Here is a 14,344-nt window from a genome sequence, read left to right on the forward strand (position 1 = left end):
TGCTAATCTGGAGCCATGGCGATGACGGAGGAGCAGGCGGAAGCACAGTGGGAGCTGGGCAAGCTGGTGCACGACCTGGACATGCAGAGCAATGCGCGCATGCGTGAATGGGTGGCCGGGCTCGGTCTGACCGTCGCGCAGGCCTCGGCCCTGCGCGAGATGACCGGTCCGATGACCATGCGCGAGCTTGCCGGGCGGATGAGCTGCGAACCGTCCAATGCCACCGTTGTGATCGACAAGCTGGAGACCCTGCGGCTGATAGAGCGCCGTCCCCACCCCACCGACCGCCGGGCCAAGCAGCTTGTCCTGACCCCGGAGGGCGCCGAGCTGCGGGAACGGCTGCTGAAGGTCCTGACCGAGGAACCCCTGTTCGCCGGCCTGACGCAGGACGAGCAGGACGCCCTGCAGGGTTTGCTCAAGCGGGCCCTTTTCCGCGATGAAATCCTCCAGGCCTGACGGCGTCGGACAGCGGAACGCACACAGACGGGTGTGCGAGGGGCTTGCTCGGATACCCGTGAGCGCGGGAGGGCGCCAGATGGCCTGAGCTTGGGATGGAGCAGCCCTGCCGCCGAGCGCCGATGGCAGGGCGTGAGCGCGTGCGGCGGGCGGGCGCTACGCCTTCCCGTCCGCCGACGGCCCGCGCAGCGGGCGGTACCCCGCCTGCGCGGGGGGCGGAAGAACGCGTAGCGGCCAGGATGGTGTGGTCGAACCGGAGCGGCCTCAGGCGTGCGAGCAGGTCGTCGGTCACGGGGAAGCCGTCGGCCGCGAGCTGCTTGGCGGCGCGGTCCAGGTAGAGGTCGTTCCACAGCACTACGGCGTTCAGCGCCAGGCCGAGCGCGCCGAGCTGGTCCTCCGCCAACGCTTCCGGGGCGACCCCGAGCTGCTCGGCGACGAACGCCACCACCGACGCCGGCACCGCGGCCGGGTCGTCCAGCAGGAACGTGCCGAGCATCCGCACCGTCCCCCACTGCACCGCTCAGCCCAACCTCGTCGCGTCCCGGCGCTTGGCCGACGCGGGCTCCCGAGCACGTGAGTCGAGGCGGAAGAACTGCTCCAGCTCGCCAGGACTGGGCTCGGAGGCGAACCGGCCGTAACGGGAAACGGCCTGGTCATCGGACAGGAAATCAACTGGCATGAGCCGGAACGTAGGGCCGCTGAACAGCCCGAACAGCCCGAGTCACTGAACCGGTAGCGAGATCACCGAGCTCCGCCAAAACCCGTTCCGACCCTCCCCGCAGGCCGAAGGTCCCGCAACAACAGCGGGTGATGGCGGGGAGGGAGGCGGCGCCCCGCGTTTATTCGGTGCATGGCAGGCGGGCGGCGCTCCGGGTCAGGGACCCACCCGTCCCCAGTCCGTCACAGGGCCGGGGTTCGCGTGATCCGCAGGGGTGACCCAGAAGGCTTTGCCCAGCTCAGCGCTGAAGTGGGCGCCTGCCCGGCCGTCCCCCGATGAGCGTCCCGTCAGCCGTCGTCCTATCCACGGCAGCAGGTGCTGCCTGGCGAAGCTGGCGTCGGCGGCGCGACGGGCGACCCAGCCGGGCGGCGCCGTCGGCGGCATCGCCGTACGCCACTCCTTGTCCTCGGGTTCGTACCCGAGTGTCTGCCAGACGGCCTCCGCGACCCGGCGGTGCCCCTCGGCCGTCAGATGCAGCCGGTCCACGTCCCACATCCGAGGGTCGGCGAGTGAGGGCGCCCCATACAGATCGACCACCAGCGCGCCGTGTCGATCCGCGAGCTCGTCGACGACGGAGAAGAGCTCCTCCATACGCGGCCGGAACCGTTCGAGCACCGGACCGTTGCGGCCCGGGCTGCGCATCAGGACGAGCCGCTCGCAGGCGGGGGCGAGCCGCTCCACGGCCTCCTCCAGGAGAGCGCGGACGCGTCCCATGTCGACCTTGGGGCGCAGGGTGTCGTTGAGTCCGCCGACGAGGGTGATCACGTCGGGCCGCATCGCGACCGCCACGTCCACCTGTTCCTCGACGATCTGTCCGATCAGCTTGCCGCGCACCGCGAGGTTGGCGTACCGGAAGCCGGGCGTCCGCGTGGCCATCCGGCCGGCGAGGAGGTCGGCCCAGCCGCGGTAGGAGCCGTCGGGCAGCCGGTCCGACATGCCCTCGGTGAAGGAGTCGCCGACCGCGACAAGACTGGTGTAGGTGGCATTCGTCTGCATGGCGGACAAGATGCTAACCCGCGCGCATACTCGTCGGTCGGTCGGGCCTCCTCCGGGCCAGGACCGGCCGCGCTCACACCGTCTGTCCGAACAGCTCCCTCAGCACGTCCTCCATCGTCACCAGCCCCGTCATCCGTCCGTCGCTGCCCATGACGGCCGCGAGATGCGTACGACTGCGGCGCATCGCCGTGAGCACGTCGTCCAGCGGGGTGCTCTCCCGCACCCGCGCGATGGGCCGCATGTCCTCGACCCGGAACGGCAGCTCGCGCGGCATCGCGTCCAGCGCGTCCTTGACGTGCAGATAGCCCACGATGCGGCGCCCCTCGTCCACGACCGGGAAGCGCGAGAAGCCGGACTCGGCGGAGAGCCGCTCCAGCTCCTCCGGGGTGACGCCCACGCGCGCGTAGACGACACGTTCCAGTGGCAGCACGACGTCCCGTACGGGCCGGCGGCCGAGCTCCAGCGCGTCGTGCAACCGCTCCAGAGCGCGGTCGTCGATGAGCCCCGCCGCGCCGGAGTCCTTGACCAGCCTGGCCAGCTCGTCGTCGGAGAAGGTGGCGACGACCTCGTCCTTCGTCTCGACCCGCAACAGCTTCAGCAGGCCGTTCGCGAAGGCGTTGACCGTGAAGATCACCGGACGCAGCGCCCGGGAGAGCGCCACCAGCGGCGGTCCGAGCAGCAGCGCGGTGCGCACCGGTTCCGCGAGCGCGATGTTCTTCGGCACCATTTCGCCGAGCAGCATGTGCAGATAGGTCGCCAGGGCGAGCGCGATCACGAACGAGATCGCGTGGCCCGCGCTCTGCGAGACGCCCATCGCGTGGAACGCCGGTTCCAGCAGGTGCGCGATCGCGGGCTCGGCCACGATGCCGAGGACCAGCGTGCACAGGGTGATGCCCAGCTGCGCGGCCGCCAGCAGCGCGGACACGTGCTCCAGACCCCACAGAACGCTGCGTGCCCGCCGATCGCCCTCTTCGGCATGCGGCTCGATCTGGCTGCGGCGCACCGAGATCAGCGCGAACTCGCTGCCCACGAAGAAGGCGTTCACGACCAGCGTCGCCAGCCCGATCAGTAGTTGTACGACGGTCATCGCGGCCCCCTCTCCTCGTCGTCGTGCCGCTCCCCGTCGCGCGGCGCGTGCAGCAGCACCCGCGCGGCCCGCCGCCCGGAGGCGTCCACCACGTCGAGCCGCCACCCGGCGACCTCGACGGCGTCTCCGACGGCGGGGATGCGGCCGAGCCCGGTCGCGAGGAAACCGGCCAGGGTCTCGTAGGGCCCCTCGGGCACCCGCAGCCCGACGCGGGCCAGCTGGTCGGTGCGGGCGGACCCGTCGGCCGAGTACAGCGCTCGGCCCTCCTCGTCCGTGCCGGCCGGGGCCAGGTCGGGTGTCTCGTGCGGGTCGTGCTCGTCGCGGACCTCGCCGACGACCTCCTCGACGATGTCCTCCAGGGTGGCGACGCCCGCCGTGCCGCCGTACTCGTCGATGACGGCGGCCATGGTGCGTCCGCCGGACAGCCGGTCGAGCAGCCGGTCGACGGTGAGTGACTCCGGTACGAACAGGGGTTCGCGCATGATCTGGGAGACGGGGGTGCGGGGCCGCGACTCGGCGGGTATCGCCACCACGTCCTTGATGTGTGCCACGCCCACGACCGAGTCGAGGTTGCCGTGGTAGACGGGGAAGCGGGACAGACCCGTCGCCCGGGTCGCGTTCGCCACGTCCTCGCAGGTCGCCTGGACGTCCAGCGCGATGACCTGGACGCGCGGGGTCATCACGTTCTCCGCGGTCAGGTCGGCGAGGTTCAGGGTGCGCACGAACAGCTCGGCGGTGTCCGCCTCCAGAGCGCCCTGCTTGGCGGAGTGCCGGGCCAGGGCGACCAGTTCCTGGGGGCCGCGCGCGGAGGCCAGCTCCTCGGCCGGTTCGAGGCCGAAGACCCGTACGACACGGTTGGCCGTGTTGTTGAGATGCGTGATGAACGGGCGGAACGCGCCGCTGAACCAGCGCTGCGGCGTCGCCACCCGCTTGGCCACGGCGAGCGGCGAGGAGATCGCCCAGTTCTTGGGGACCAGCTCGCCGACGACCATCAGGAAGACCGTCGACAGGGCCGTACCGATGACCAGCGCCACCGAACGGGACGCGGAGGACGAGACGCCGAGCGACTCCAGCGGACCCGCGATCAGCTTGGCGATCGACGACTCGGAGAGCATGCCGACGACCAGGTTGGTGACGGTGATGCCGAGCTGGGCGCCGGACAGCTGGAACGTCAGATTCCGTGCGGCCTTGAGGGCGCCCGACGCGCCGCGCTCGCCGCGCTCGACGGCCCGCTCCAGCTCGCTGCGCTCGACCGTGGTCAGTGAGAACTCCGCCGCGACGAAGGCGCCACAGGCCAGCGAGAGCAGCACCGCCACCAGGAGGAGGAGCACTTCGGTCATCGGGTCACCTCCGTCCCATGATCGGCCAGGGGCGGGGGGATCGCGCGATGTCGGGTACGGGGAGGGTCGCCCATCGGCGGACGCTCACACCTTTCATTGGGAGGACCGGGTGATCCTCCCATGGTAAAGGATCGGCAAAGTACCCTCTTGGGTGCTGGAGGCTAGTCGGTGAGCGGCTTCGCCCAGCGGCGCCACTGCTCCTGGAGCGCGTACCCGGCGGCCCGCCACGCATGCTGCCCGGTCTCGTTCCGCCGCAGCACCATCGCGTCCGAGCGCCGCCCCCCGAGCCGTACGAACCGCTCCTCGGCGGCGGCGAGCAGCGCGGAGCCGATCCCGCGGCGGCGCCGCCCGGGATGCACCGCGAGCCGGTACAGATGGCAGCGCCAGCCGTCGAAGCCCGCGATCACCGTGCCCACCAGCTCGCCGTCGTCCTCGGCCAGGATCAGCGCCTCAGGATCGTGGGCGACCAGTCGCTCCACGCCGTCCAGGTCGTCAGTGATACTCGTGCCCTCGGCCGCCACCTTCCAGAAGGCCAGCACGGCGTTGAGGTCCTCGGGCGTCGCGGCCCGTATCCGCAAGTCGGTCATGGCGCCGATCCCATCACGCGTTCCGCGGGCCGGCACCGAATTCCACGATCCGGACGGTCACTCGCCCCGCAGCGCCTCGACGACGGGGGCGAACGCCTCCATGCTCGGCTCCAGGACCGTCAGATACGAGAACCCGTACCGCTCCCGCTGCGCCCGCACCTGCGCCACGATCTGCTCCAGTGTTCCCACCAGCACGATCGGCAGCTCCAGGACCTCGTCCTCGGTCAGGCTCGGGATACGGGGCAGCCAGGGCCGGATCGCGGTGCCGCGGTCCTCGGCGACGGCGAGGACCTGGATCAGCAGATTGAGCTCGGCGGGCTCCTTGCGCCCCTCCGCAGCCTCCCGGTACAGGGCGACGCGTTCGTCCATTGCGGCCGCCGTGATCGGCTCCAGCGTGCCGCCCGGGCTGGTGCGTGCCCCGGTGAACGCCGCGATGTCCGCGTGCTCGGCGGTGAGCCGCAGCATCCGGTCGCCGTTGGCGCCGATCAGCAGCGGCACGCGGGGTCGCTGCACCGCTCCGGGCTGGTGCTCGTCCGAACCGAGGAGGCGCTCCAACTCCTCGACGGTGCGCTGGAGATGGTCGACCCGCTCGCGCGGCGAGCCCCAGGGGAGGCCCGCCGTGTCGTGCTCCGCCCGGATGTAGCCGGTGCCGAGCCCGAGTTCGAGACGACCGCCCGTCAGCGTGTCCGTGGTGGCGACCTCGCGGGCCAGCAGCGTGGGATTCCAGAAGCCCGCGTTGAGCACGAAGGTGCCGAGGCGGGGTCGCTCGGTGACCTCCGCCGCGGCCACCAGCGAGGGGAAGGGTGCGGGCATGCCCAGGTGGTCGGGGACCAGGATCACGTCGTAACCGAGTTCCTCGGCGCGTCGGCACTTGGCGCGCCACTCGTCGAGGGGCGCGGGGGCGAGCAGATTGACGCCGAACCGGAACGGGCGCGAGGAGCCCAAGGACTGCGACATGAACTCTCCTCATTCACAAGCCACTTGTGCGCAAGGGGCGAACGGAGCGGGCCGGACGCGAGTACATCGGTGGACAGGACGCGTACATCAACAGGACGCGTACATCATTCGTGCGCGATGGCCGCCAGGACGTTCATGCGCGAGGCACGCAGCGCCGGCAGCAGCGCCGCCACTATGCCCACGACCGCCGAACCCACGACCACGGCGACGATGGTGGTCCAGGGGACGGCGAGCGACTTCATGCCCTGGAGCGCGAGGACCCGCTGCACACAGACGCCCCAGACCAGCCCGAGCGCGAGGCCGAGGACGGCGCCGAACACGGCGATCACCACCGACTCCAGCCTGATCATCCGGCGCAGTTGGCGCCGGGCGAGCCCGATCGCGCGCAGCAGCCCGATCTCACGGGTGCGTTCGACCACCGACAGGGCGAGGGTATTGACCACACCGAGCACCGCGATCACGATCGCCAGTCCGAGCAGCGCGTACACGAGGTAGAGCAGCACGGCGATCTGGTCGTGCACGAGTTTCTTGTAGTCGGCCTGGTCACGGACCTGCACCTGTGGATACGGCTTGAGCGTCCGCTCCAGTTGCGCGCGCAGCCGGTCGGGGCTCGTGCCGGGGGCCGCGTTCACGTACAGGGCCGAGTCCTGTCCGCCGGGCACGTACTTCTCGACCGTGCCGAAGCCGAAGACCAGCCCGCCCTGCATCCCGAAGCCCCCGGAGCCTTCCTGGTCGGTGAGCGCCCCCACCGTCAGCTCGGTCTTCCGCTCGGCGGGGAACTCGACGGGGATCACACTGCCGACGCGCACGTCGTGCTCCCGCGCGAACTTCGCGTCCATCGACAGGTGCCCGGCACCGAGCGCCGCCGCCGTGTCGCCCTGGGTGTACGTGACGTGGGCGACGTCGTCGAGCCGCGGATCGTAGCCCGCCGCGGTCGTCTCGACCCGCTTGCCGTCCGGCAGCCGCACCGCGACCGGCGTGAACCGCTGGCGGACGACGAGCCCGGCACCCTGGGTGGCGCGCACCTTGTCCGTGATCTCCCTGGTGAACGGCACGAAGTTGCTGTTCTGGATCACGAAGTCGGAGCCCAGTGTCTTGTCGATCTGGTGGTCGAAGGACTTGCTCATGGACGCGCTCGCCACGGACATCCCGCCGACCAGCGCGAGGCCCACCATCAGCGCGGCCGCCGTGGCGCCGGTGCGCCGCGGATTGCGCAGCGCGTTGCGCTGGCTCATCCGGCCGACCGGGCCGAACAGGGCGGGGAAGGCACCGCCCAGGACCCGGATCACCGGCCGCACAAGGAGCGGGCCCGCGATCACCGTCGCGATGAGGGTGAGCACGACGCCGAGGCCCAGCAGGGAGGCGGACGTCGCGGTCTTCGACGCCGTGGCGCAGCCGGCCAGCGCGGCGGCTCCGGCCACGCCCACGACCGAGCCCACCAGGGCGCGCGTCCGCAGCGGCCTTCCCACCCCGGCGACCTCGGCGTCCGAGAGGGCCGCCATCGGGGAGACACCGGCCGCGCGCCGGGCGGGGAGATACGCCGCCACGAACGTGACGCCGACCCCGACGACGTACGACGTGACGGGGGTCGGCCAACCGATCACCATCTCGGTGGACTTGAGGTTCATCCCGAACGCGCTCATGAGCCGGATCAGCCCGAGGGCGAGACCGATCCCCGCGGCGAGTCCGAGCGTCGAGCCGACCAGACCGAGCAGCAGCGCCTCGGTGAGCACGGACCGCCGCACCTGCCGCCGGTCCGCGCCGAGCGCGCGCAACAGGCCCAGCTCACGGGTGCGTTGGGCGATGAGCATCGAGAAGGTGTTGACGATCAGGAAGACGCCGACCAGTACGGCGATGCCGGCGAAGCCGAGCATCACGTACTTGATGACGTCCAGGAATCCGCCGAGCTGCGCGGCGGCGTCCTTGGCCTGCTCGTCGGCGGTCTTCACCTCGTAGGTCCCGGTGCCCACCTGCGCCGCGATCCGCTGCTTGAGCGGAGCGTCGGCCACCCCGGGCGCCGCGTCCACCGCGATGCTCGTGGCGGCGTCCGGGCTGCCGAGCAGGTTCGTCTGCGCGGTGGGGGTGTCGAGGAACAGCAGCGCGGCACCGGGGTTGGTGGTGGTGAACGTGGCGATGCCGACGATCCTCACCGGGAAGGTGCGCTCCGCCTGCACCGTCAGGGTGTCGCCGATCCCCACGTGCTTGCGCTGGGCGGTGTCCGCGTCGAGCAGTGCCTCGTCGCCGCCGCGCGGGGCGTGGCCGGAGGTCAGCTTCACCGGGCTGCGCTTGGTGACCTGCCAGTTGGTGGCGATGGTCGGCGCGCCCGAGGTGGGTCCGATCGACTTGTTGTCGCGGTCGACGATGGTGAGGTTCTCGACGCTCACGTCCACATGGGTGGCCGCCACGCCGTCGACCTTCGCGAGCCGGTCCGCGAGCGAGGCGGGCAGCGTCGGCGTGGCGCCGGTCGCCACCCGCGACTTGAGGTCGTTCTTCGGCGACACGGTCACATCGGCCGCGGTGGAGGCGAAGAGCCGGTCGAACGTACGGGTGACCGTGTCCGAGAAGATCAGGCTGCCCGCCACGAAGGCCACGGACAGCACGACGGCCAGCGCCGAGAGCAGCAGTCGTCCCTTGTGGGCGAGGAAGCTTCGCAGAGTCGCCTTGAGCACGGCCGCCGCCTCAGTCCTTGTCGAAGGTGTCGAGAGTGTCTAGAGATGCGTCGAGAGATACGTCGTCCGAGTCGGCGGCCAGGACCACGTCCACGGCCGCGTCGTCGGAGGCGCCCCCGGCGGCCGGGCGGCCTCCGGAGAAGTGCCGCATGCGCTCCAGCACCGCCTCCGCCGTCGGCCGCTCCATCTCGTCCACGATCCGCCCGTCCCCGAGGAACAGCACCACATCGGAGTGGGCCGCCGCGCCCGGATCGTGCGTGACCATGACGACGCTCTGGCCCAGGTCGTCGACCGCCTCGCGCAGGAAGCCGAGGACCTCGAGCCCCGCTCGGGAGTCGAGGTTGCCGGTCGGCTCGTCCGCGAAGATCAGCTCGGGGCGGGAGGCGAGCGCCCGCGCACAGGCGACGCGCTGCTGCTGTCCGCCGGAGAGCTGTGCGGGCCGGTGCTTCAGCCGGTCCCGCAGCCCGAGTGTGTCGATGACCTGGTCCAGCCACTTCTGGTCGGGTTTCTGGCCCGCGATGTCCATCGGCAGCGTGATGTTCTCGGCCGCGTTCAGCGTGGGGATCAGATTGAAGGACTGGAACATGAACCCGATCCGGTCCCGGCGCAGCCGGGTCAGCTCACGGTCCTTGAGCCCCGTGATCTCGGTGTCGCCGAGCCACACCTGTCCGGCCGAGACGGTGTCGAGTCCCGCGAGGCAGTGCATCAGCGTCGACTTCCCGGAACCCGAGGGGCCCATGACCGCGGTGAAGCGGCCGCGTGCGATGTCCACGTCGACCGAGTCGAGGGCGAGGACGGTGGTCTCGCCGGATCCGTACGCCTTCGTCAGGCCGCGGGCGCGGGCGGCGACCCCGTCGGCGTCCCGTCGTCCGACGGTGTGCTCCGCAGCAGGTGTGGACAAGGCCGCCTCCTCCGTGATGGACGTCCTGACTCCCGGTCCCGGCCGAGCGTAGTGTGACCCCGCCCACAGCCGGTATCCCCCCGAGGTACCGGCTCCGGCGAGTCGCCCCCTTGCGGGTGCTAGCACTTCGGCGCTAGCTTCGAGCTATGGCGAAGACTCAGCTGAACGTGCGGGTGGACGAGGGCACGGCCCGGGCGGCCCGGGAGCGGGCCCTGGAGCGCGGCATGAGCGTGAACCGCTACATCGAAGAGTTGGTCAGACAGGACACCGGGGAGGTCGGTCACACCTTCGTCGACGCGGCCTCCGACTTCATGAAGCAGTACGCGAACGTCTTCGCCGAGGAGTTCGGCGCGGACCGGGAAGGCGCACGGGACACGTTCCGGGACGGCTCACGCGAAGGTCGTCGTTGATCCCTTGAGCAGTCTCAGAGTCGACCTCGCCTGGCTCCTCATGATCGCCGAACAGAAGACGCCCGGAGATCCCCAGGTCACCGACTGGGGAGCCCTCGTCGCCGCCGTCAGCCGGCACGAGGCGGAGATATTCGGCATTCCCGTCTACGACAGCCCGCACGCCCGCGCCGCCGCGCTGCTCCAGCTGCTGCTGCACGTCCCGGCGCTCGAACGGTCCAACGCGATGTTCGCCTCGGCCGTCGCGTACGCCTATCTCGTCGCCAGCGGCCTCAAGGTCGTCACCTCGCCCGAGCAGGTGCGCGAACTGGCCCGCCTGGTGAAGGGCGGCGACGCGACCGTGCACGAGATCGCACAGGAGCTGCGGCAGTGGAGTCTGTGACTACTCCCTGATCGGCGGGCGCCTCGCGCTGCCCAGCACGCAGTACGACGTGGGCAGCCGCGGCCCCTTCTCGGGAATGAACAGCCGTCGGTAGGGACCCAGTTCGAACCCGGCCTCGCGCAGCGCGGCGATCGGGTCGCGGGCCAGATGGCAACCGCCGTTCAGCCGCGGCCACACCGTCCGGTCCAGTCCGCGCTGGACGGACGTCATCACAGGTCCGCCGCCCTGGCCGTGCTCGAAGAACCACACCGTGCCACCGGGCCGCAGCACGCGCCGCACCTCACCGAGGGCCCGCGGCACATCGCGCACGCTGCACAGCACCAGCGAGAGCACCGCCCCGTCGAACGCCTCGCTCTTGACCGGCAGGGCCTCCGCCGCGCCCGGCACCACGTCCACGGGCACCTCGGAGCGCAGCGCGGCCTCCACGGCCAACTGCCGCAGCAGCCGCTCGGGTTCGATCGCGACCACCTCGGAGACGGCGCTCGGGTAGTGCGCGAAGTTCAGCCCGTTGCCCGCGCCGATCTCGATGACCCGCCCCGAAAGACCGGTGAGCAGCCGGTCGCGTACCGCGCCGATGCCCATCCTGGTGTCGGCCGCCACGCTGATACGGGCGTAGTAGCGGGCGAACAGCGGATGGTGCACGGCGTCGTGCGACAGTTTGGCCGAGCCGGCTGACCTGAAGGGCATGACGGACCTCCCGGGAGGACGGGGTCTTACCGGGATTGTCCCCCCAGGACGTCCGCCACACGCTCTACGACGCTCGACCACACGCTCTACGACGCTCGGCCTACGTCATACGCGGGTCGGCCCACGTGTCAGGCGACGAAGTCGCGCACCTGCTTGTAGACGCCGTAGTCGTTGTTCATGTCGGTGTGCGAGATGCAGCCGACCTCCACATTGGTGGCGCCGCTCAGGATCGCGCTGGTGTCCGGGTTGATCAGCTCGTCGCAGTTCGACCAGTAGCCGGCGTACGAGACACTGCCCGGCGTCTCGTCACCGGAGTTCAGCGAGGTCAGGAACGAACTGCCGGTGTACATCTCGGTGCACGAGGTGTAGAGCCACGTGCACCAGCTCGCGACCGTGGTTCCGTGGTTCACCCCGGCGGTGGAGACGAAGTCGTCGACGTACGAGGTCCCGCCGAGGTTCTTGAGGTAGTAGCGGGCACTCAGCGCGCCCATGGAGTGGACGACCAGGTCCACCTTCGACGCGCCGGTCTGCGCGAGGACGTTCTTGACTTCGGTGGAGAGCTGCTGGGCCGTGGTCACGTTCGACTGGCCCCAGTCGTACGACCACGCGAACAGCTCGGAGCCGCTGTAGCCGTCGGCCTTGAAGTCGGCGATCCAGTCGTCCCAACTGCTCGCCGAACTGCTGAGGCCGTGCACGAAGATGACGGGGTTGTGGGTCGCGGCCCGGGCGGGCACGGCGGACAGGGAGAGCGACACGAGGAGCGCCGCGACCATGGCGGAGAAGAACGTGGCGATGCGACGCGAGCGGCGTTGCATGGTGCCTCCAGACAAGGGTGGGGTGCCTGGAGTGTCAGCCGGGGTCTACGCGCGCCGCATCGGTGAAATCGCCGGTCTTTACTTGCCAGTTAACTCACCAGTAACGTCATTCGGGTGGTGACTTCGGCGAACCCCGTACGCGGCCCCGCACAACCCGAGCTCGGCCCCTCGCTTCCCGAAGGCGTACGGGTACGGATCCTGCGCACCGCGCACGGCGACCGCCGCGCCGCCGCGGAACTCGCCTCCGCACTGACCGAGCGTCAACTGACCGGCCTCGACCCGCTGCCGGCACAGCCTCCCGTACTCCTGCGCGCGTACCGTCAGGAGGTCCGCGCCCTGCCCGACACCACCCGGCGCCTCCTGCTCCTCGCGGCGGCCGACCAGTACCCGGTCGACACCCACGCCTTCCTGCGGGCCGTCACCGCGGCCCGGCTCGACACCCGGCCCCTCGTCACCGCCGAGGTGGCCGGAATCGCCCACGCCACGGCGGGCGGGATCGTCTTCCGCGACCCGTGGACCCGGATAGCCGCCTACGAGACCGCCTCCGTGACGGACCGGCGCGCCGTCCACCTCCTGCTCGCCCGGGTCCTGCGCGGCGAGGGCGAGTCACCCCGGCGGTCCTGGCACCGGGGCGCCGCCGCGCTCGGTCCCAGCCGACGCCTCGCCGCCGAACTCCGGGCGGCGGCCCACACCGCGCGCACCGCGGGCGACCACGCCCTGGCCTGCGCCCTCGTCGAACGCGCCGCCGCGCTGTCCCCCGAGCCGAGCGAGCGGGCCTGGCTGATCGCCCGCGCCGCCGCCGACGCCTGGCGGTCCGGCGACGCCGACCGTGCCCGCCGGCTCGTCGCCGCCACCGACGACGACGCCCTGGGCGGTCTGCTCGCGCTGCGCGCGGGCAACGCGACGGACGCGTTCGACGCGCTGCTGACGGCCGCGGTGCGCTACGCCCAGGATGGCCCGGGGCCGGCCCGCACGGACCACCCCCAGCACGCCGCCGTCCACCTCCTCGCCCGCGCCACCGAAGCCGCGATCTACACCGGCGACCTGCGCCGGTGCCGGGAGGCGGCGGCCGTCGCCGACCGGCTCGGGATCGTGCCGCCCGGCACGCTGGGCGGGCTGGCCGCGGCGTTCGAGGGCCGGTACGACGACGCGCGGGACCTGCTGAAGGCGGCGGCCGGGCGCTGCGGTCCCGGGGGCGATCCCACCCTGCTGATCCACTCCGGGATCGCCGCGCTCCTGCTCGGCGACCACACCGCGGCCACCACCGCCACCGTCCGGGCCGCCGCCTCCGCCCGGGCCGGGGGAGACGGGGTCACCGTTCCCCAGGCCATGGAGTTCCGGGCGTACGCCGACTTCTGGACCGGTCGACCAAGGGCCGCCGAGGCCGCCACCCTGGAGGCCCTCCGCCAGGCGTACACCACCGGCCAGGACAACGGGGCCTGCCATCTGCAGGCGGCCCTCGCGATGTTCGCCGCGGTCACCGGCGACGAGGACGTCTGCCGGGAGCGCGCCGAGGCCGCCCGCGCCTACGCCCTCGCCCGCGGGCTCGGCCTGCCCGCCGCGCTGGCCCTGTTCGCGCTCGCCTTCCTCGACCTGAGCACCGGCCGCTTCGCCGCCTCGGCGGCCCGGCTGCGCGCCCTCGCCGGATTCGGCCCCGGGCACGGGCATCGCGCCATCCGTCACATCGCCACACCGCACTACGTCGAGGCCGCCGTCCGCACCGGCGACACACGCGTCGCCCGGGCCGCCCATGCCGACTACGACCACTGGGCGCGTACCGTGCGCAGCCCCGACGACCTGGCGCTCAGCGCCCGCTGCCGGGCCCTGCTCGCCTCCGGCGCGGAGGCCGTCGAGCACTACCGCACCGCCCTCGACCTGCACGCCTCGGGCACCCGTGACTTCGAACGCGCCCGTACGGAGCTGCTGTTCGGCGGTGCGCTACGGCGACTGCGGCACCGGACGGAGGCCCGTGACCGACTGCACAGCGCCCTCGAGGCGTTCGAGCACTTCGGTTCGCCGCAGTGCGCGGCGGCAGCGCGGACCGAACTCCGTGTCCTGGGGGAGCCCGTCTCCCCGGTGCGGGGCGCCGACGATCTCGTCGCCCGTCTCACCGCGCAGCAGTTGATGGTCGCGCGCATGGCGGCCGACGGGGCGACCAACCGGGAGATCGCGTCGCGGTTGTTGCTCAGCCCGCGGACCATTGATCATCATCTGCGGGGGGTGTTCGCGCGGTTGGGGATTCGGTCGCGGATCGAGTTGGTGCGGTTGTTGGGGGAGGGGTGAGGGGGCTGTCTTGCGGCTGCGGGCGGGTGGGGGTTGAGCGCGCGGTTCCCCGCGCCCCT

15 protein-coding genes are annotated in these 14,344 nt (G+C 71.5%); 4 read left to right on the plus strand and 11 right to left on the minus strand.

Features of this window, described 5'->3' with window-relative positions; translation table 11 throughout:
* Positions 1 to 15: 15 nt before the first annotated feature.
* Positions 16 to 456 (plus strand): MarR family winged helix-turn-helix transcriptional regulator, encoded by a 441-nt coding sequence (locus ACZ7M3_RS00665; RefSeq protein ID WP_472059817.1) that lies wholly within the window; start codon positions 16 to 18, stop codon positions 454 to 456.
* Here the strand turns inward: ACZ7M3_RS00665 and ACZ7M3_RS00670 are convergent.
* The 9 genes from ACZ7M3_RS00670 to ACZ7M3_RS00710 all read right to left on the minus strand — a co-directional run bounded on the left by ACZ7M3_RS00670 (position 416) and on the right by ACZ7M3_RS00710 (position 9,711).
* On the minus strand, positions 416 to 973 hold the full coding sequence (locus ACZ7M3_RS00670; protein WP_472059818.1) for a Tn3 family transposase: 558 nt from the start codon (positions 971 to 973) through the stop codon (positions 416 to 418). The genes ACZ7M3_RS00665 and ACZ7M3_RS00670 overlap by 41 nt on opposite strands.
* Positions 974 to 976: 3 nt before the next feature.
* Positions 977 to 1,135, minus strand: coding sequence for a hypothetical protein (locus ACZ7M3_RS00675; protein WP_472059819.1), 159 nt, complete (start codon positions 1,133 to 1,135; stop codon positions 977 to 979).
* Between the two features lie 195 nt (positions 1,136 to 1,330).
* A complete protein-coding gene (locus ACZ7M3_RS00680; protein ID WP_472059820.1) occupies positions 1,331 to 2,170 on the minus strand; it encodes an SGNH/GDSL hydrolase family protein in 840 nt (279 codons plus the stop codon).
* A gap of 73 nt (positions 2,171 to 2,243) precedes the next feature.
* Positions 2,244 to 3,257, minus strand: a complete 1,014-nt coding sequence (locus ACZ7M3_RS00685; protein WP_351306585.1) for a hemolysin family protein — start codon at positions 3,255 to 3,257, stop codon at positions 2,244 to 2,246.
* Entirely contained in the window at positions 3,254 to 4,597 is a 1,344-nt protein-coding gene (locus ACZ7M3_RS00690) for a hemolysin family protein (protein ID WP_388519517.1), read from the minus strand. Before ACZ7M3_RS00690 ends, ACZ7M3_RS00685 begins: the two co-directional genes overlap by 4 nt.
* Before the next feature lie 161 nt (positions 4,598 to 4,758).
* Positions 4,759 to 5,184 (minus strand): GNAT family N-acetyltransferase, encoded by a 426-nt coding sequence (locus tag ACZ7M3_RS00695; protein WP_472059821.1) that lies wholly within the window; start codon positions 5,182 to 5,184, stop codon positions 4,759 to 4,761.
* A 57-nt stretch (positions 5,185 to 5,241) separates the two neighbouring features.
* Positions 5,242 to 6,141 (minus strand): LLM class F420-dependent oxidoreductase, encoded by a 900-nt coding sequence (locus ACZ7M3_RS00700; RefSeq protein ID WP_472059822.1) that lies wholly within the window; start codon positions 6,139 to 6,141, stop codon positions 5,242 to 5,244.
* Between the two features lie 104 nt (positions 6,142 to 6,245).
* Complete coding sequence (locus ACZ7M3_RS00705) at positions 6,246 to 8,810, minus strand: FtsX-like permease family protein (protein WP_472059823.1); 2,565 nt, start codon at positions 8,808 to 8,810, stop codon at positions 6,246 to 6,248.
* Between the two features lie 10 nt (positions 8,811 to 8,820).
* Positions 8,821 to 9,711: an ABC transporter ATP-binding protein gene (locus ACZ7M3_RS00710; protein WP_472059824.1), complete on the minus strand. Its 891-nt coding sequence runs from the start codon at positions 9,709 to 9,711 to the stop codon at positions 8,821 to 8,823.
* 146 nt (positions 9,712 to 9,857) lie between these two features.
* On the opposite strand from ACZ7M3_RS00710, the gene ACZ7M3_RS00715 reads away from it, so the two are divergent.
* Positions 9,858 to 10,121, plus strand: a complete 264-nt coding sequence (locus ACZ7M3_RS00715) for a toxin-antitoxin system, antitoxin component (protein WP_067378812.1) — start codon at positions 9,858 to 9,860, stop codon at positions 10,119 to 10,121.
* Positions 10,122 to 10,125: 4 nt separating this feature from the next.
* Positions 10,126 to 10,500, plus strand: coding sequence for a hypothetical protein (locus ACZ7M3_RS00720; RefSeq protein WP_054228993.1), 375 nt, complete (start codon positions 10,126 to 10,128; stop codon positions 10,498 to 10,500).
* Here the strand turns inward: ACZ7M3_RS00720 and ACZ7M3_RS00725 are convergent, their stop codons facing one another.
* The gene (locus tag ACZ7M3_RS00725; protein WP_351306574.1) at positions 10,501 to 11,187 is read right to left on the minus strand and encodes a class I SAM-dependent methyltransferase; all 687 of its coding nucleotides are present in this window, start codon (positions 11,185 to 11,187) and stop codon (positions 10,501 to 10,503) included. It lies immediately after the preceding gene.
* Between the two features lie 128 nt (positions 11,188 to 11,315).
* Complete coding sequence (locus ACZ7M3_RS00730; RefSeq protein ID WP_450426021.1) at positions 11,316 to 12,002, minus strand: esterase/lipase family protein; 687 nt, start codon at positions 12,000 to 12,002, stop codon at positions 11,316 to 11,318.
* 114 nt (positions 12,003 to 12,116) lie between these two features.
* On the opposite strand from ACZ7M3_RS00730, the gene ACZ7M3_RS00735 reads away from it, so the two are divergent.
* The gene (locus tag ACZ7M3_RS00735) at positions 12,117 to 14,285 is read left to right on the plus strand and encodes a helix-turn-helix transcriptional regulator (RefSeq protein ID WP_472059825.1); all 2,169 of its coding nucleotides are present in this window, start codon (positions 12,117 to 12,119) and stop codon (positions 14,283 to 14,285) included.
* Positions 14,286 to 14,344: the final 59 nt, after the last annotated feature.

The sequence above is a fragment of the Streptomyces sp. NPDC111656 genome (assembly GCF_055656965.1).